The following is a 16,922-nucleotide window of genomic DNA, read 5'->3' on the forward strand; positions in this document are numbered from 1 at the left end:
TTATTCCTCCACAACGCGACGGCGCAGGCGGCCAGAAACGGTGTCCAGTACCGAGACCACAATCAAAATCAGCAGCAGCGTCATGCTGACCTGATCAAAGCGATCCAGTTTAATATTGGTCATTAACTCCTGACCAATGCCGCCCGCCCCCACCAGCCCCAGGATGGTCGACGAACGGAAATTAACTTCCAGGCGCATAAAGCTGTATGACAGAAAAACCGGCTTCACCTGCGGCCAGAAGGCATAGCGCATCCGTTGCAGTTTGCTGGCACCGCAGGCCGCCAGCCCGCGCACCGGTTTATCCGAGGCGGACTCAATGGCTTCATAAAACAGTTTGGTCAGGCTGCCAATGGTGTGCAGCGCCAGCGCCAGAAAGCCGGGAATCGCTCCGATGCCAAATGCCATCACAAACATTACCGCCCAGGCCAGTTCCGGCATGGTGCGTAGAAAGGCGACAAAAGCGCGAATCGCCATGCGCAGACTGGCTGGCGTTTGTGTGTTATCGGCCGCAAAGAAGGCCAGCACGCCCGCTATCACCACCGCAATCAGCGTGGAGGCCAGCGCCAGCTGCAATGTTTCCCATATCAACGGCAGCTGGATATTCAGACGATAGCCCCAGTAAGCCAGCGATCCTTCTGTCTTGCCATCCGCAAATAACACCGGCAGATGCAATACGGGCATGATCTCGTGCAGGTAATCAAAAAAGTGCGGTAAGGATTGCCAGATGGTCACGAGATTGAACTCGGCCATATTCGCCGCCGCCAGGTAAAGCCCCACCAGCACCAGTGACCAGACGAGCGAGTCACGCTTCTGTTGGCGGCGGATGCGTTGATAATAGCGTTCGAAGTCGGTCACGGCGGTGTTCTCAGATTGATGTGTGGCAAAGTCAGCAGAGAAAGGGAAATCTGTCTGTGATAACGGGCCGCCCGCACCCCGGCGGGCGGCTCGCTGGCTCAACGCCAACGGCTTTACCGTTAGCCGCGTGCGCCTTTCATCAGCTCGCGCTTCATGTCGATGATGTTCTGGAAGTCAGCCACAGAGGTTTTGCCAATGTGCTGCTGGCCGCCTACGGCTTTGGTGAAACAGGCGTGGTCGTCTTTATCCAGTTTTTTGATTGCAGCAATCACTTTCGCTTTGAAGTCGGCGGGCAGTTTATTGCTCACGAGGATAGGCCCGTTAGGAATTAACGGTGACTGCCAGATGATGCGGATCTGTTTCATCAGGTCAGGATGATCCATACGGATCAGGCGGCCAAACGCACCGGAGGTGTAGCCCTTATTGTAATCCCCCACCATGGAGGTCCAGGTGACGGCGCCGTCGAACTGATTATTCAGTACGCCCAGGATGTCCTGCTCATGACCACCGGAGAAGGTTACGCTGGAAAAGAAATTGTTGTATTTGTTGTCGATGTTGCCGCCAAACAGCTTTTTAAAGGCCTGATTGGGTACCAGGAAGCCTGACGTGGAATCCGGATCGGCCATCCCAAACGATTTGCCTTTCAGATCTTCCAGCTTTTTGTAAGGACTGTCAGCTTTCACAATCACGACAGAGTGATAACCGCGAGACTGATCTTTGTCATCCACGACAATGCCGACTAAATCGACGGCTTTCGGGTCCTGAATATACACCGAGGCGTAAGACGACGGCGACATGCTCAGCACCAGATCCACTTTGCCACCCAGTAGGCCCTGAATTACGCCGGAATAGTCGGACGAGTTGCGGATTTTGGTATCCACGTGCAGTTCTTTATCAAAGAAGGATTTCACACACTGGTTATCACCAATCTGCTGGGTGGCGTTCTGACCGCCCAAAATGCCCAGATTCAGTTCTTTAGGTGCATCCGCTGCATTAACGCCAAAGGTAAGCAGTGCCGTAGTCAATAACGCGAAAGCTTTGATTTTCATTAGCCTTGTTCTCTTGCTGTGATAGTTAGTGGATCTGGTTGAATTCATCGCCGTACAGCTGATGCAGCAGGCCGTCGGTCAGGTCAGAAGGATGGCCGTCAAAGAGCACCACACCGCGTTGAATCCCAATGACGCGGGTGCAGTAACTTTTCACCAGCTCGATCGAGTGCAGGTTAACCATCACGCTGATGCCCTGTTCACTCACCTGGCGCAGAACGTCCATAATGCGGGTGGTATTTTTGGGATCGAGAGAGGCAACCGGTTCGTCGGCCAGCAGAATTTTGGGGTTTTGCATCAGCGCCCGACAGATCGCCACGCGCTGCATTTGTCCACCTGAAAGGTTTTCGGCACGCTGTAACGCCTGCGGTAGCATGTTCATCCACTCCAGCAGTTGAATCGCGCGGGCGCGGTCGGCGTCAGAGAAGACTTTGAAAAACGATTTCAGCGTCGACGTCTGGCTGAGACGACCCAGCAGCACGTTGGTCAGCACGTCAAGACGCGGCACCAGGCAGAAATCCTGAAAAATCATGCCGCACTGCGCACGCCATTCGCGCATCTGGCGGCTACTGAGGTTGACCACATTGCGATCGGCTTCGCCGTGATGCAGGCTGATGATTGCGCCCTGCGAGGCCGAAATGGTGCCGTTCAGCATATGCAGCAATGTCGATTTGCCTGCGCCAGAGCGACCAATCACCGCCACTAATTCACCCGCATGCAAATCGAAACTGACATTATCGAGGACCTTGTTGCTACCGTAGGCTTTGCTCAATCCCTGAACAGATAACACTTTTTGCCCGCCGGAGTGGGTCAACGACGTGACGTTATCGACCACCGTTTTCAGCAGTGCCTGTGCCATGATGTTCTCCGTTGTTCCAGTTAACGTTCTGTGCACCCGACGCTGAATCCGGGGCTTCATTACCCTGTCTGGCCCGTACCTGTTGGCTCAGTGCCTTTGCTGGCAGCAGGGACAGCAGGCCCTGCTCACGCAGCAGGAACCTGACGAGAGACCGCTATATTAAGAACACCGGGGATGAAAGCTGTATTACGGTTATGTGATTAAACGATGACAGGCAAAACGGCGTCCAGAGACAGCGACAGACCGTCATGCGCCGCCTGCACCGAGGCCGGTAGCGGATGCTCGGCCAGCCAGTTGTCCATATCGTGACTCAGATGAATCAGCCAGGCCTGGTGGGGTTTCAGTGCCTCGATGATGGTCAGGGCCGCGGTCACATCGTTATGGTTACGCCCGCCCTGACCGGGGGGATCGTTGCAGTCCACCACCAGGTGGTCCAGCGTTTGTCCACGAAGGAAATCCGCGGTATCCGGCGGCAGACCGCAGGTATCACACAGCCAGGCCAGCCGGGCACCGTGCCAGTCAAACAGATAGCCATGCGTAAGCCGTGAATGCTGGAGTGGTAAGGGCGTCACCCGCAGGTCGCCAAATGACTGGGCCACAAAGGGGGTTAACGCGGGCCGGAAATCCAGTAAGCCGGGATGTTTAAACAAGTCGTCACAGCCTTTTTCATCCGGCGGCCCCCAGACGGGAATCGGTTTCCCTTTGCCCCAGCGCAGGGTAAATAAGCCCTGCACATGATCCATATGATAGTGCGTCAGCAGAATCCGGTTGATATCCTCAGGCTGAAACCGTTCTGCCAGCAAGGGTAAGCCCGCATCCAGTAAAATACGTTCACGTCCGGCTTCGATTAACGCGCTTGTAGGCGCGCGGCGATAACGGGCAGACTGACGGGCGCGCAAACAGGCGTCACAGTCACAACCGAACACGGGAGCCCCGGTTACGCCGCCCGTACCGAGCAGGGTCAGTTTCATGAGGCGCCCTCCAGCAGCTGACGTAACTGTTGTACGGTCTCTTCGAGTGCGCCATCGTTATTCAGCCGCAGGCAGCCTTCTGGCTGATGCCGGTCAGCCCGTGCCAGCCGTTGGGCGATCGCCGCTTCGCTCTCACGGCCACGCTGGCGTAACCGTGCGGCCAGTACCGCAGACGACACCTCAAGGCATAGCGGTAACAGTCGCGTGCCGTAACGTGCCCGGACGTGTTCCAGATGCTGGCGCGATCCGTTGACCAGCACGTTTTGCCCGCACGCCAGCCAGTGGTCGATTTCACTGCCTACGCCGTAATAAAAACCGTGCGCCTGCCAACTGACGGCAAATAACCCCAGCGCATCGCGCCGGATAAATTCCGCTTCCGTCAGGGCGATATGGTTTTCGCCCCCTACATCATGGGGGCGCGTAATATAGCGATGAGCAATCAGCAAGCCCTCAGGCGGTGCCTCGCGCAGCCGGTCCAGCAGGCTGTCTTTGCCTGAACCGGACGGGCCGATAAGCCAGATGAGCCGGGCCATCAGTACACCTGCCGACCTTTACACCAGACATGGCGAATATGGGGATGGCCATGTTGGGTATGCGCCAGGACCAGGTCGGCGCGGCAGCCTTCGCTGATCACGCCACGATCTTCCAGCCCCAGCGCACGTGCCGGATTGCACGTCACCAGCGCAATGGCCTGAGGCAAAGAGAGCGTATTGCGCTCATCGGCGGCCAGACGGAACGCCGCATCCAGCAGGCTGGCGGGATAGTAGTCCGACGACAGGATATCCAGCATGCCGTGAGCGGCCAGCTCCCAGGCGGCCACGTTGCCGGAATGCGAACCGCCGCTAACAATGTTGGGCGCGCCCATTAACACCTGCATGTTGCGGTAGCGTGAAGCTTTTGCCGCCTCCAGCGTGGTGGGAAACTCGGCAATCGCACTGCCCACGGCGTGCGACTCTTCGACATGGTCAACAGTCGCATCGTCATGACTGGCGATCGCGATGCCGTGATCGCGGCACAGCGCGGCAATCGCCAGACGATTAGGCTGTGACCAGGCCTCGGCCAGTTCCAGTTGCTCGCGCTCAAACGCATCCATCTGCTCGTCATTCAGCTGGTATTTTCCCTGGTAGTATTCCCGGTACTTTTCCAGCGACGCATACTGACGCTGGCCCGGTGAGTGATCCATCAGCGACACCAGCGACAGCTCAGGTGAGGACAGCAAGGCTTCAAATAGCGGCAGCGTTGTATGATGCGGCAGCTCACAACGCAGATGCAGTAAATGCTCCGCGCGATTAAGCCCCTTTTGGTTGCTGTCACGAATCGCGCCAATCATTTTACTGAGATTTTCCAGTCGGTGGCCGCCATCACGCACATCCCCCACGCCGATAGCATCCAGCACGGTGGTGATGCCGCTGGCCACCATCAGCGCATCGTGGCTGCTCATCGCCGAGTGCGCCGGCCAGTCGACTTTAGGCCGTGGGGTGAAAAATTTGTCCAGGTTATCGGTATGCAACTCCACCAGGCCCGGCAGCAGATATGCGCCTTCGCCATCCAGCGCACTGGCCAGCTGGCTGTTCGTTTCGCTAAAGTTGGTAATACGGTCTTCGCGAAACTCCAGCGAACCGGCAACAACCTCATTTTCCAGCACCAGCTTTACGTTATTAATGATCATGCTTCTGCCCCTGTTTTGAAGGGCTGCATGACGTGCAGGCGATCGGCCACACGTTCCCGCACCGCTTCATCATGAAAGATCCCCACGATTGCCGCGCCGCGTTCACGCGCCTGCTCAATCAGGCCCACGACCGCGGCACTGTTGACACTGTCGAGTGACGCTGTGGGTTCGTCCAGTAGCAACACCGGATAGTCCGCGATAAAGCCACGGGCGATATTGACGCGCTGCTGCTCGCCTCCCGAAAAGGTTGAGGGGGCCAGAGACCAGAGGCGCTGCGGGACGTTAAGTCGCGTCAGCAGCTCTTTCGCGCGGGCTTCACAGAAGCCGCGTTCCACGCCGCGCTCCAGCAACGGCTGCATCACGATCTCCAGCGTCGGCACGCGCGGGATGACGCGCAGAAACTGACTGACCCAGCCGATAGTATCGCGACGAATGGCAATAATCTGACGGGCCGGTGCCTGCGCCATATCCACCCACTCGCCCTGATGCTGTACCCAGATTTGGCCGCTGTTGGCCTGATAGTTACCGTACAGGGCACGCAGCAGGGTGGATTTCCCGCTGCCGGAATGCCCGTGCAGTACCACGCATTCGCCCTGACTGACGTCCAGGCAGGCATCCTGTAATACCGGCAGCGCCGCCCCGTTTTGATTGTGCAACACAAAGGTTTTGCACAAATTTTCTACGCGCAGTTGCGTTTTCATAGTCGCCGTCGCCATTAGTTGAGCACCGATGAAACCAGCAGTTGCGTGTAAGGATGATGCGGGTCATCCAGCACGCGGTCAGTTAAGCCACTTTCCACCACCCGGCCCTGCTTCATCACCAGCAGGCGATGCGCCAGCAGGCGCGCCACGCCCAGATCGTGCGTCACAATTACCACCGCCAGATTGAGTTCCCGCACCAGCGTACGCAGCAGATCCAGTAACCGTGCCTGCACCGAGACGTCCAGGCCGCCGGTCGGTTCATCCATAAACACCAGCTTCGGCTGGGTGACCAGATTGCGGGCGATTTGCAGACGCTGCTGCATGCCGCCGGAAAAGGTTGTCGGCAGATCATCGATGCGGTTAGCTGCGATTTCCACCGCCTGCAGCCAGTGGCTGGCTTGCGCGCGGATCTCGCCGTAATGGCGGTGACCGACGGCCATCAGGCGCTCGCCGATATTGCCGCCCGCCGTGACCTGAGGGCGCAAACCTTCCAGCGGGTGCTGGTGGACCACGCCCCACGCCGTGCGCAGTAAGCGGCGACGGTCGCTTTCGCTCATTTGATACAGATCGCGTTGCAGATAGTGAATCGCGCCCGCCTGCGGTGCCAGCCGCGCTGACAGGCTACGCAACAGGGTGGTTTTGCCCGATCCGGATTCCCCGACGATACCCAGAACCTCGCCCGGATAGAGATCAAAACTGACGTCTTCAAAGCCTTTTCCTGGCGCATACAGATGCGTAAGGTTGTTCACCGCGAGCAGCGGTTGTTCACTGTGCATGGTGTTGTTCCTGCTGCTGGTGGCAAAAATCGGTATCGGAGCACACAAACATGCGCGTGCCCTGGTCGTCCATCACCACCTCATCCAGATAGCTGTGGCGCGAACCACAGAGCGCACAGGGTTCGTCCCACTGCTGCACGGTGAAGGGATGATCGTCAAAATCGAGGCTTTCAACTTTGGTATAGGGCGGCAAGGCATAGGTGCGTTTTTCACGACCGGCACCAAACAGCTGGAGCGCGGGCATCATGTGCATCTTGGGGTTATCGAATTTGGGGATCGGCGACGGATCCATCACATAGCGATCGTTGACCTTTACCGGATAGGCATAGGTGGTGGCGATGTGACCAAAACGGGCGATATCTTCGTACAGTTTGACCTGCATGATGCCGTACTCTTCCAGCGCATGCATGGTGCGGGTTTCCGTTTCGCGAGGCTCAATAAAGCGCAGCGGCTCGGGAATCGGCACCTGGAAAATCAGGATCTGATCTTCTTGCAGCGGCGTTTCCGGAATACGGTGGCGCGTCTGGATCAGCGTGGCGTCCACTGTGCGCTCGGTCGTCGCCGCACCGCTGACGCGCTGAAAGAAACGGCGGATCGAGACCGCATTGGTGGTATCGTCCGCGCCCTGGTCGATAACTTTCAGAACGTCTTTGTCGCCAATCACGCTGGCGGTAATTTGAATGCCGCCGGTGCCCCAGCCATAAGGCATCGGCATTTCACGTCCGGCAAACGGCACCTGATAGCCGGGAATCGCCACGGCTTTCAGGATGGCGCGTCGGATCGTACGTTTGGTTTGTTCGTCAAGATAGCCGTTGTTATAGCCGCTGAGTTCAGCCATTTTGCTGCTCCTGATAGTCCTGGCGCAGACGTTTCAGCAGTTCCAGTTCCGCCTGGAAATCGACGTAGTGCGGCAGTTTTAAGTGGGACACAAAACCTGCGGCTTCGACGTTATCCGCATGGGACAGCACAAACTCCTCGTCCTGCGCCGGGCTGGTAATGCGTTCATGGTGTTCACGCGTCTGTAGCGCCCGATCCACCAGTGCCATGGACATGGCTTTACGCTCAGCCCGGCCAAAGACCAGGCCATAACCCCGTGTAAAGTGCGGGGCGCTTTCGCCGTCGTGCGTGAAACCGTTGACCATTTCGCATTCGGTCAGCAGCATTTCCCCGATCTCCAGTTCAAAACCCAGCTCTTCGGGGCAAATGCTGACGCTGACGTATCCGGTACGGATTTCACCGGCAAAGGGGTGCGTGCGGCCATAGCCACGCTGAGTGGAATAGCCCAGCGACAGCAGAAACCCTTCGTCGCCGCGCACCAGTTGCTGAAGACGTGCCGCGCGCGAGGCGGGAAAGCCCATCGGCTCACGGGTGATATCCGTGGGTTCGCTGCCATCGTCGTGTTCTGCCTCCGCGAAGCCTTCCTCGCTCATCATGCTGAACATATGCGGACAGTGTTCCGGCAGCGCCTGCTCACTGCGCGGCGGCGGCGGTGTTTCGCCATTTGCTATCAACGTAAAGTCCAGCAGACGGTGGCTATAGTCGTAGGTCGGCCCGAGTACCTGACCGCCGGGTAAATCCTTATACACCGCCGAGATGCGTCGCTCGATTCGCATGCTACCGGTAGCTAACGGCGTGCTTTGCGCCAGCCGCGGCAGGGTTGTGCGATAGGCACGCAGCAGGAAAATGGCCTCCACCAGATCGCCGCTGGCCTGCTTAATCGCCAGCGCCGCCAGCGCGGGATCGTAAATGCCACCTTCCGTCATTACCCGATCTACCGCCAGACCGAGCTGCTGCGCGACCTGGTCGCAGGATAATTCAGGCACCGCGCGATCGCCGCGCCGCACATCCGCCTGCAGGTGATGGGCGTTAGCAATGGCTTTTTCGCCCCCTTTCACGGCTACGTACATGAGCACACCTCAACGTGGGTTGTCCGTGGCACCGCCATCATCGCTTCGCCACAGGTAAAGATGAGATCCACCCCCTGAGGAAACGGATGCGGGCGGGCACGCAGGTAGTCGATCACGCTTTCCGGCAGTTGTGGCGCAATGGCGCGTGCTTCGCGCAGCCCCGGCCCTGTCAACCGTAATGCCAGGCCACCGTTCAGCGCAGGCACCTCAATAATCAGCGTGGTGCTTTTCTCAGGTGCCAGGTTATCACCCGCGGAAAAGTCGGCCGGATTAGGCTGAGCGGTCGCGTGACTTAACGCAAATGCCGCATCACTGCTGTCGGTAATCGGTGCGCCGGTATGAAAACGCAGGTTATCGCGCAGCGTCTGATTATCGACCTGTGGGTCCAGCCATAGGGGGCTTTCCTGATCGACCAGGGTCAGCAGCACGGCAGTGGCGGCGGGAGAAAGTGCGCCCCAGCCCTGTTGCAGCGGCAGCGATACCATAACGCCAGGTTCGCTCATGGCTTTCAGAATGCGGCGAAAAGCATGCTGCGCATCCGCAACCGGGTGATGAAAACTTGCCAGTAAAGTCATTCATTGTCTCCGCGTACCAGCGTAAAGAAGTCCACTTTGCTACTGGCGATTTCACGTGCACGCAGCTGACGCTGCTCGTCGCGTAAGGCCGCCAGTGGGGTAATAATCTTTTCCTGTAACAGCTCGGCGGTGCCCGTCTGATGCAACAGCGCATCCATCAGGGCACAGCGTTCGGCGTGGGCTTTATCCCGGCCCAGCAGGTAGCTGTAGCCCAGGGTGCCATCGTTTAGCCGGACGACCGCGCGCGTGACGGTGGCATCGCCCATCACAAAACGTTTGCCCGTCGCGCCCATGCGGGCCTGCAACCGTGTCAGGCCAATTTCAGCCGGTCGGATCAGCGTAAATGCCGGCGTAAGGTTGAGCGGCTGCCAGAGCGCGTCAAGCTCGGCGGCGCTACTGTGGGCCAACACCGAAAGCCAGTGCTGGCGTGCCGTTTGCTGTTTCATTCGTGCTCCAGAGTGAGTTCAATCATGTCGCCACGCGTCAGGCTGACGGAGTACTCCGCCATCGCACCATCGGTGGTTTTATTCAGGGTGCGCACGCACAACAAGGGGGAATGCAGTGCGATCTCCAGTTGCTTGCACTCTTTGGCCTGAGCCCGACGGGTGCTGATGCGCGTTTGCGTGCGCACCAGCTGCTTGCCGGTGTGCTGCCGCAGGAAGTCGTGGAGCGAGCCGCTGGTAAAGCGTTGTAACTGCGGCCACCAACTGAGGTCGGGCAGGAAGTGATTAATCAGGCACACCGGCAGGCCATTGACCCGGCGCAGCGTGCGCAGATGAATGACGTTGTCGCCTTCGTTCACGCCTAATGCGGCCGCGACGTCTGTACTGGCAGGACGCAATACGGCCAGCAGGCGCTCACTGGTGGGATCGCTGCCCTGTTCCAGTAAGTTCTGGCTGAAGCGGGCCTGCGCATGGAGCGGATAATCATACGGGCGCATTAACACCAAAATGCCGACGCCGTGGCGACGCTGCAGCAACCCTTTATTCACCAGTTCATCAACCGCCCGACGTAAGGTGTGGCGGTTAACGGCATAGTGATCGGCCAGCTGTTGCTCCGAAGGAAGGTAGTCACCACTGCGATAACGCTCCTGAACAGCCTGCTCCAGTTGCGCCGCAACGGCCTGATACACAGTGGTCGGATGTCTGGATAACTCCATCACAAATAAATCCTCACAGCGTAAGGGGGGATTTCGCAGCCGGTGGACTGCGGGATGGCTACAGCGTGACGGGATCAGATGACAGAGAGGTGACGACTTAGTGAAGCGAAGGTGAATTTGTCTGTGAAGCGCAGGACACCGGACAGGTCTGAGAGTAAACCGCTCAACGCCATAGGGCATCCATGCCATATGGCGGTCAGGGCTTATCCGGCTGTTTAATCAGGAAAATCGGTTGATAATGATGTCTGTTTCCAGGCTTCTATCTGTGCCAGTCGCGCTTTGAGTTTTTCCGTCACCGCCTCATAACCCCATGCTCCCATCACCACGTGGCGCGGCGGTTCAGGGTGTTCAGCAATGGCGATCATCGCGCTCGCCGCACGAACAGGGTCACCTTTTTGCGTGCCGCTGTACGCCGCCGTCGCCTTCATCCTGGCGGCAGCGGTTTCGGCATAATCCGGTAAGGTGCTCGGGGTCTGATGCAGCGAACGTCCTGCCCAGTCGGTACGAAACGGGCCGGGTTCAATACAGGTGACGTGAATCCCTAACGGACCCACCTCCTGGGCGAGCGAGTCAGACCAGCCCTCTACGGCGTGCTTACTGGCAGCATAATAACCTGAGCTGGCAAAGCCGATAAATCCTGCCACGGAGGTGATATTCATAATGTGGCCCCGTCGCGCGGTGCGCATAGCCGGCAGTACCGCACGCGTCAGAGCAAACAGACCGAAAACGTTGGCATCAAACTGCGCGCGTATGGCCTTGTCTTCCCCTTCTTCGACGGAACTTTGGTAACCGTAACCCGCATTATTGACCAGTACGTCAAGGGTGCCGAACGTTTCAAGCGCTTTGTTGACCGCCTTATCAATACTGTGTTGTTGCGTCACATCCAGTTCAACCGCGATCGCGTTCGGATGGCCGTCAACCAGATCGGCGATCGCTGATCGATGGCGTGCAGTTACGACCACCCGGAATCCGCGGGCGATGGTCTGCTGCGCCAGTTCACGGCCAAATCCCGTTGAACATCCAGAAATCAGCCACACCGGTTGTGTGTTTGTTCCCATGATCAGGCTCCTGTTATCGGTTTAGCAAAGGGCTGCCGGACATCCGCATGGCCGGCAGCAAGCAGAGTCTTGCCGCAGGGCGAGTGAAAATTTACCCGCTATTGCTTTTTATGAAAAAGTTGGCTGGCCGTGTCACTGAGAATCTGGACCGCGCCACGATCCCCTTTAACCATGGAGGCCATAAAGGATTTGGCCTGACTGAACGTGATATGTGGCGGCAGAGGCGCGACTTCCGGATCGGTTTTTACCTCCAGCAGTACAGGCCGGTCAGCGCTGAGCGCCAGTTGCCATGCACCTGCGAGCGCATCCGGATTATCCACATAGATCCCTGTCAATCCCAGGGATTCAGCGAACTCAGCATAGTTAACGTTCGGCAGTTGCTGGGTTGCTTCGAAGCGCGGATTGCCCTCCATCACGCGCTGTTCCCAGGTCACCTGATTGAGGTCCTGATTATTGAATACACAAACAATCAGGCGCGGATCGGCCCATTGTTGCCAGTATTTCTGAATGGTGATCAGCTCAGCCATATTATTCATCTGCATCGCCCCGTCTCCCACCAGCGCCACAACCGGCTTGTGCGGATGGGCAAATTTGGCCGCAATCGCGTAGGGCACCGCCGCCCCCATACAGGCCAGGCCGCCGGACAGTGAGGCGCGCTGGCCCTGTTTTACACGATAGTCACGCGCAAACCAGTTGGCACAGGAGCCGGAATCGGAGGTCACAATGGCATCGTCCGGCAGTTGCGGCGACATTTCCCATACCACACGCTGCGGATTAACGGGATTGGCAGGAGCATGCGCTCGCGTTTCCATCAGTGTCCACCAGTCTTGTACCTGACGTGCAATATCCTCCTGCCAGCGACGATCGGTTTTGTGCTCCAGCAAAGGTAATAAAGCACGCAACGTTTCTGCGGCATCGCCGTGCAGATTCACTTCACAAGGATAACGCAGGCCCAGCATGGCAGGATCGATATCAATCTGTACTGCGCGTGCCTGACCTTCTTTCGGCAGAAATTCCGTCCAGGGAAAGCCGCTACCGATCATCAGCAGCGTGTCGCAGTGTTGCATCATTTCCCAGGAGGGCCCCGTGCCAAGTAAACCAATAGCGCCGGTTACAAAAGGGGCATCATCCGGCAGCACATCTTTACCTAACAACGCTTTTGCCACGCCCGCGCCCAACAGATTAGCCGCTTTCACCACTTCTGTCGCCGCATCGCGGGCACCAGAACCAATAAGAATGGCGACCTTTTTCCCGCTGTTCAGCACCTCCGCAGCACGTTGCAGATCATGGTCGTAAGGGACAACTTTGGGGCGCTGATAGCCGCTGCCAGAATGGGTAAACCCGTGAAGGTGCGGAGGCGCCTGCCAGGCTTCGTCCTGAATATCTTTCGGGACGATCACCACCGCCACGCCATTCTGTGCAATGGCAATACGAACGCCACGGTCAATCAGATGGCGGACCTGCGCAGGCGCGGAGGCTTCCTGCACAAAATTAGCCACGTCGGAAAAAATCCGGTCAAGGTTCATTTCCTGCTGATAACTGGCACCGCGAGCGGTCGCTTCCGCCTGCCCGGCAATGGCGAGAACCGGTGCGTGATCCATTTTGGCATCGTAGAGCCCGGTCAGAAGATGTGTCGCACCCGGGCCGCCCGTTGACAGACAAACGCCAAGCTCGCCGGTAAATTTGGCATGTCCGGCGGCCATAAAGGCGGCCATTTCTTCGTGACGGACCTGGATAAATTCAATGCCGTCACCCTGTTCGTTGGCACGCTGAATGGCCCCTAAAACACCGTTGATGCCATCGCCCGGATAGCCATAAATGCGCGTAACGCCCCACGCCTTGAGACGCTGGACAAAAAAATCACTGGTTTTGGTACTCATGGTCGCCTTCCCCCTCTTAGTCCGTGCAGACTTAAAGGGTAGTCGATCAAAAAAATATCAACGGTCAGTGATGGATTTCGCGCCCAGGCGATGTTGCATTCGTACCTGTCATCGCGAAAAAGCGTTCTTACTGCGCGGGCTACTGGCTTCCGTATTCCATCGCGTTATGTTTGCCGATCAGTGAGCGCAGGGGCACACTGCTTTTCATGACCGGGGATTTGATCACGATGTAGCTGAAGTATTTATCAATGCCGATTTGGGCATCGAGCATCTTCTCAATCACGTCCTGGTAGTGCTCAATACTGCGGGTGATAAAGCGCAGAAGGTAATCGTAACCGCCGGTAATCAGATGGCACTCCATCAGCTCATCGACATCACGCATCGCAGCTTCAAACTTCATAAAGTCTTCGCGGCGGTGTCCGTTAAGCGTGACTTCGGTAAAGACGGTGACGGAATCGGTAATTTTGGTGAGATTAACGTGCGCTTCATAGCCCGTGATGAATCCCGCCTGTTCCAGGCGCTTGACGCGTTGCAGGCAAGGGCTCGGGGAAAGCCCGACGGCATCGGCGAGATTAACGTTGCTGATACGGCCATCTTTTTGTAGTTGCACCAGAATATTGATATCGATGCGATCGAGTTTCATTAAGCCGTTCATAGCACCCCTCATTGTTTACCGCTGTACTGGACGTTCGTGACTACCCAGAAATACGCTGTGTACTCGCGCAAAGCGCACTTTTGTTACTCCTTAAAATACGCCTTTTAAAATAACAACTGCGCTACTTTTTTGTAACACAAAAAATCCCGGGCTTATCACGCTTTGCAAAAAATGCGCCAGCGTGACACCCGGTTGCGGCCTGGTGGACCGCATCCCGGGTGGCTGCCTTGTCAATGAGGGCCAGTGCTGCTACAAACGACCGGTTGCCCGCGCCAGCGCGATATCGAAAATGTGCAGCGCCTCTTCAAGTTGCGAATCGGTGGTCACTAACGGTGCAAGGAAACGTATGGTATTGCGATGCAAGCCACATTTAATCAGCAGCAACCCTTCCTGACAGGCGCAGTCGAGGATCTTTTGCGTCAGTGCACTGTCGGGTTTGTGTGTGTCCACATCCAGAATCTCAACGGCCTGCATAAAACCTACGCCGCGCACATCGCCAATACAGGCATACTTGTCTGCCAGCTGACGCAGACGCTGATTCAGTTGCTCACCTAACTGACAAGAACGCGCCAGCAGATTTTCCTGCTCAAAGATATCCAGTACCGCGAGGGCCGCCGCACAGGCCAGCGCGTTACCGCCATAGGTCCCGCCCAGTCCGCCCGGTGCCGGGCTGTCCATGATCTCGGCTTTACCTACCACGCCCGAAATCGGCAACCCGCCCGCCAGACTCTTCGCCGTCGTGACTAAATCCGGTTTGATGCCAAGTTGCTGGAAGGCAAACATTGTGCCGGTACGGCCAAAGCCGCTCTGGATTTCATCACAGATCAACACAATGCCGTGCTGGGTGGTAATGCGGCGCAGGGCCTGCATAAACGCGGGACCGGCCGGTAAGAAGCCGCCATCGCCCTGCACCGGTTCAATGATAATGGCGGCCACGCGCTCCGGCAGAATCTGCACCGCAAACAGCTGCTCCAGCGCCTTCAGACAGTCGGCCTCCGTGACACCGTGCAACGGATTCGGGAACGGCAGACGATACACATCACTCGGGAACGGACCGAAATTCTGTTTGTACGGCGCAGACATGCCGGTCAGCGTGACGCCCAGCAAGGTACGACCGTGGAAGGCACCGTCAAAGGCGATAATGCCGGGACGTTGCGTATAAGCTCGCGCAATTTTTACCGCATTCTCGACGGCTTCTGCGCCGCTGGTGAAGAAAACACTTTTATAACGATCTTCACCGCCGACCAGCTTATTCAGGCGCTGTGCCAGTTCGATATAGCCGGGATAGGCCACAACCTGAAAACAGGCATGCGACACCAGGCCGAGCTGACGGGTCACGGCATTAACGACCGCAGGATGGTTATGACCGACGTTCAGTACGCCGATGCCGCCCACGAAATCCAGATAGCGGTTCCCTTCCACATCCCATACTTCGCTGCCTTTCGCGCGTTCGATCACCAGCGGATGTGCGGTAACGATGCCACGCGGCACATGATGTTCTCGGACATCCAGCAACAGGCTGTTATCCGAATAAGTTTGCTGTTCTGCCAGGACATTCTGCATTTCTCTACCTCATCCACGTCGTGTTCGGTTGGCTTAAGTATCGCAATCTGTTGAGCGATGACGGTGCCGTAATTCCGCCAGTAGCGGCATTAAGTGTTAAAATCCCACAGGTTTCAGCAAGGAAATGTTGCCCCCAGCCCGTGGCAGGCCAGCGTGATAAATGCCCGTATTCCATGCGGTATCAACGCGTCGTTAAAGTCATAGGCCGCATGGTGCAGCGGCTTGCAGGGCGCGGAGCCGATCCATAAATAGGCGCCGGGTTTGGCCTGCAACATAAAAGCAAAATCTTCTGAAGTGAGCGCGGGCTGAGCCGCGAGGCGTGCCTGCATACCTGCGGCCTGCAGGGCGGCGAGTGCCTGAGTCGCTTCCGCATCACTGTTGATCGTGGCCGGGTAATAGCGCAGATAGTTCACCTCAGCCTGTAAGCCGTGCGCGGCCGCGATGTGTTCTGCCATCTGCCGCAGGCGTGATTCGATGATGTCCTGCGCCGCGGGATTAAAGGTGCGCACCGTACCGGTGATGTTGGCTTCCGCAGGGATCATATTGTGGGAGAAACCGCCCTGCATGCGCGTCACGGTCAGCAGAGCCGGTTCGCAGGGATCGAGTGCCCGTGGCACCAGCGTGTTGAGCTGGACCACCAGCTCGCTCAGCGCCAGCAGCGTGTCATGGGTCAGATGAGGCTGGGCAGCATGCCCGCCTGCGCCTTTGATGGTGATATCAAAACGGTCGGCTGCCGCCATAATCGGCCCCGGACGGGTTTGAATCTCCCCAAGCGGCAGCTCGGGCCAGTTATGCAGCGCATACACGGCATCGCAGGGAAAGCGTTCAAACAGGCCATCGTCGATCATAGCCTTCGCGCCCGCCAGCCCCTCTTCTGCCGGTTGAAAGATAAAACACACCGTACCGTCAAACGCAACGTCACGCGCCAGTTTCTCCGCTGCGCCCAGCAACATGGTCGTGTGGCCATCATGACCACAGGCGTGGCTGCGGTTTTGTTGCAGGCTGGTCCAGGCAACCTCGCCTTTATCCTGCACAGGAAGCGCATCCATATCGGCACGCAACCCAATCATGCGCGAATTTGTGCCTTTCTTCAGTATGCCCACGACGCCGGTTTTACCGATGCCACGATGCACTTCAATACCCAGATCGTGTAAAAAGCGGGCAACAATGTCGCTGGTACGCTGCTCCTGAAATCCCAGCTCCGGGTTACGGTGCAGATCCCGGCGCAACGCCACTAAATGATCCATC

The 16,922-nt window shown here is 57.5% G+C and carries 18 protein-coding genes; all 18 read right to left on the reverse strand.

What is annotated here, in order from left to right; translation table 11 throughout:
* The 18 genes from phnE to G5574_RS04720 all read right to left on the reverse strand — a co-directional run bounded on the left by phnE (position 1) and on the right by G5574_RS04720 (position 16,921).
* Positions 1-855: a phosphonate ABC transporter, permease protein PhnE gene (phnE, locus tag G5574_RS04635; protein ID WP_164483201.1), complete on the reverse strand. Its 855-nt coding sequence runs from the start codon at positions 853-855 to the stop codon at positions 1-3.
* A 119-nt stretch (positions 856-974) separates the two neighbouring features.
* Positions 975-1,904, reverse strand: coding sequence for a phosphonate ABC transporter substrate-binding protein (gene phnD, locus G5574_RS04640; protein ID WP_006119630.1), 930 nt, complete (start codon positions 1,902-1,904; stop codon positions 975-977).
* A 25-nt stretch (positions 1,905-1,929) separates the two neighbouring features.
* Positions 1,930-2,760 (reverse strand): phosphonate ABC transporter ATP-binding protein, encoded by an 831-nt coding sequence (gene phnC, locus G5574_RS04645; RefSeq protein ID WP_006119631.1) that lies wholly within the window; start codon positions 2,758-2,760, stop codon positions 1,930-1,932.
* A 200-nt stretch (positions 2,761-2,960) separates the two neighbouring features.
* Positions 2,961-3,731: a phosphonate metabolism protein PhnP gene (gene phnP / locus G5574_RS04650; RefSeq protein ID WP_164482123.1), complete on the reverse strand. Its 771-nt coding sequence runs from the start codon at positions 3,729-3,731 to the stop codon at positions 2,961-2,963.
* On the reverse strand, positions 3,728-4,264 hold the full coding sequence (gene phnN / locus G5574_RS04655) for a ribose 1,5-bisphosphokinase (RefSeq protein ID WP_006119633.1): 537 nt from the start codon (positions 4,262-4,264) through the stop codon (positions 3,728-3,730). Before phnN ends, phnP begins: the two co-directional genes overlap by 4 nt.
* The gene (gene phnM / locus G5574_RS04660; RefSeq protein ID WP_164482124.1) at positions 4,264-5,400 is read right to left on the reverse strand and encodes an alpha-D-ribose 1-methylphosphonate 5-triphosphate diphosphatase; all 1,137 of its coding nucleotides are present in this window, start codon (positions 5,398-5,400) and stop codon (positions 4,264-4,266) included. The genes phnN and phnM overlap by 1 nt, the downstream gene beginning before the upstream one ends.
* The gene (gene phnL, locus G5574_RS04665; RefSeq protein ID WP_164482125.1) at positions 5,397-6,116 is read right to left on the reverse strand and encodes a phosphonate C-P lyase system protein PhnL; all 720 of its coding nucleotides are present in this window, start codon (positions 6,114-6,116) and stop codon (positions 5,397-5,399) included. The genes phnM and phnL overlap by 4 nt, the downstream gene beginning before the upstream one ends.
* Positions 6,116-6,877, reverse strand: a complete 762-nt coding sequence (phnK, locus tag G5574_RS04670; protein WP_006119636.1) for a phosphonate C-P lyase system protein PhnK — start codon at positions 6,875-6,877, stop codon at positions 6,116-6,118. Before phnK ends, phnL begins: the two co-directional genes overlap by 1 nt.
* Complete coding sequence (locus tag G5574_RS04675) at positions 6,867-7,715, reverse strand: alpha-D-ribose 1-methylphosphonate 5-phosphate C-P-lyase PhnJ (RefSeq protein ID WP_164482126.1); 849 nt, start codon at positions 7,713-7,715, stop codon at positions 6,867-6,869. The genes phnK and G5574_RS04675 overlap by 11 nt, the downstream gene beginning before the upstream one ends.
* A complete protein-coding gene (locus tag G5574_RS04680) occupies positions 7,708-8,784 on the reverse strand; it encodes a carbon-phosphorus lyase complex subunit (protein ID WP_006119638.1) in 1,077 nt (358 codons plus the stop codon). The genes G5574_RS04675 and G5574_RS04680 overlap by 8 nt, the downstream gene beginning before the upstream one ends.
* Positions 8,775-9,359 (reverse strand): phosphonate C-P lyase system protein PhnH, encoded by a 585-nt coding sequence (gene phnH, locus G5574_RS04685; protein WP_033739495.1) that lies wholly within the window; start codon positions 9,357-9,359, stop codon positions 8,775-8,777. Before phnH ends, G5574_RS04680 begins: the two co-directional genes overlap by 10 nt.
* Positions 9,356-9,805 (reverse strand): phosphonate C-P lyase system protein PhnG, encoded by a 450-nt coding sequence (phnG, locus tag G5574_RS04690; RefSeq protein WP_164482127.1) that lies wholly within the window; start codon positions 9,803-9,805, stop codon positions 9,356-9,358. The genes phnH and phnG overlap by 4 nt, the downstream gene beginning before the upstream one ends.
* A complete protein-coding gene (gene phnF, locus G5574_RS04695) occupies positions 9,802-10,518 on the reverse strand; it encodes a phosphonate metabolism transcriptional regulator PhnF (RefSeq protein ID WP_006119641.1) in 717 nt (238 codons plus the stop codon). The genes phnG and phnF overlap by 4 nt, the downstream gene beginning before the upstream one ends.
* Positions 10,519-10,733: 215 nt before the next feature.
* On the reverse strand, positions 10,734-11,576 hold the full coding sequence (locus G5574_RS04700) for an oxidoreductase (RefSeq protein ID WP_110268292.1): 843 nt from the start codon (positions 11,574-11,576) through the stop codon (positions 10,734-10,736).
* 98 nt (positions 11,577-11,674) lie between these two features.
* Complete coding sequence (locus G5574_RS04705; RefSeq protein WP_164482128.1) at positions 11,675-13,456, reverse strand: thiamine pyrophosphate-requiring protein; 1,782 nt, start codon at positions 13,454-13,456, stop codon at positions 11,675-11,677.
* Positions 13,457-13,595: 139 nt separating this feature from the next.
* On the reverse strand, positions 13,596-14,111 hold the full coding sequence (locus G5574_RS04710; protein WP_033740352.1) for an Lrp/AsnC family transcriptional regulator: 516 nt from the start codon (positions 14,109-14,111) through the stop codon (positions 13,596-13,598).
* 249 nt (positions 14,112-14,360) lie between these two features.
* On the reverse strand, positions 14,361-15,674 hold the full coding sequence (gabT, locus tag G5574_RS04715) for a 4-aminobutyrate--2-oxoglutarate transaminase (protein ID WP_164482129.1): 1,314 nt from the start codon (positions 15,672-15,674) through the stop codon (positions 14,361-14,363).
* A gap of 113 nt (positions 15,675-15,787) precedes the next feature.
* On the reverse strand, positions 15,788-16,921 hold the full coding sequence (locus G5574_RS04720) for a M20 aminoacylase family protein (RefSeq protein ID WP_133745332.1): 1,134 nt from the start codon (positions 16,919-16,921) through the stop codon (positions 15,788-15,790).
* Between the last annotated feature and the right edge of the window lies 1 nt (position 16,922).

The organism is Pantoea stewartii, from assembly GCF_011044475.1.
GTDB lineage: Bacteria > Pseudomonadota > Gammaproteobacteria > Enterobacterales > Enterobacteriaceae > Pantoea > Pantoea stewartii.

Coding starts and splice junctions, on each gene's coding strand:
- phnD (WP_006119630.1), bottom strand. CDS start 1,904: ATGAAAATCAAAGCTTTCGCGTTATTGACTACGGCACTGCTTACCTTT.
- phnC (WP_006119631.1), bottom strand. CDS start 2,760: ATGGCACAGGCACTGCTGAAAACGGTGGTCGATAACGTCACGTCGTTG.
- phnP (WP_164482123.1), bottom strand. CDS start 3,731: ATGAAACTGACCCTGCTCGGTACGGGCGGCGTAACCGGGGCTCCCGTG.
- phnN (WP_006119633.1), bottom strand. CDS start 4,264: ATGGCCCGGCTCATCTGGCTTATCGGCCCGTCCGGTTCAGGCAAAGAC.
- phnM (WP_164482124.1), bottom strand. CDS start 5,400: ATGATCATTAATAACGTAAAGCTGGTGCTGGAAAATGAGGTTGTTGCC.
- phnL (WP_164482125.1), bottom strand. CDS start 6,116: ATGGCGACGGCGACTATGAAAACGCAACTGCGCGTAGAAAATTTGTGC.
- phnK (WP_006119636.1), bottom strand. CDS start 6,877: ATGCACAGTGAACAACCGCTGCTCGCGGTGAACAACCTTACGCATCTG.
- G5574_RS04675 (WP_164482126.1), bottom strand. CDS start 7,715: ATGGCTGAACTCAGCGGCTATAACAACGGCTATCTTGACGAACAAACC.
- G5574_RS04680 (WP_006119638.1), bottom strand. CDS start 8,784: ATGTACGTAGCCGTGAAAGGGGGCGAAAAAGCCATTGCTAACGCCCAT.
- phnH (WP_033739495.1), bottom strand. CDS start 9,359: ATGACTTTACTGGCAAGTTTTCATCACCCGGTTGCGGATGCGCAGCAT.
- phnG (WP_164482127.1), bottom strand. CDS start 9,805: ATGAAACAGCAAACGGCACGCCAGCACTGGCTTTCGGTGTTGGCCCAC.
- phnF (WP_006119641.1), bottom strand. CDS start 10,518: ATGGAGTTATCCAGACATCCGACCACTGTGTATCAGGCCGTTGCGGCG.
- G5574_RS04700 (WP_110268292.1), bottom strand. CDS start 11,576: ATGGGAACAAACACACAACCGGTGTGGCTGATTTCTGGATGTTCAACG.
- G5574_RS04705 (WP_164482128.1), bottom strand. CDS start 13,456: ATGAGTACCAAAACCAGTGATTTTTTTGTCCAGCGTCTCAAGGCGTGG.
- G5574_RS04710 (WP_033740352.1), bottom strand. CDS start 14,111: ATGAACGGCTTAATGAAACTCGATCGCATCGATATCAATATTCTGGTG.
- gabT (WP_164482129.1), bottom strand. CDS start 15,674: ATGCAGAATGTCCTGGCAGAACAGCAAACTTATTCGGATAACAGCCTG.
- G5574_RS04720 (WP_133745332.1), bottom strand. CDS start 16,921: ATGGATCATTTAGTGGCGTTGCGCCGGGATCTGCACCGTAACCCGGAG.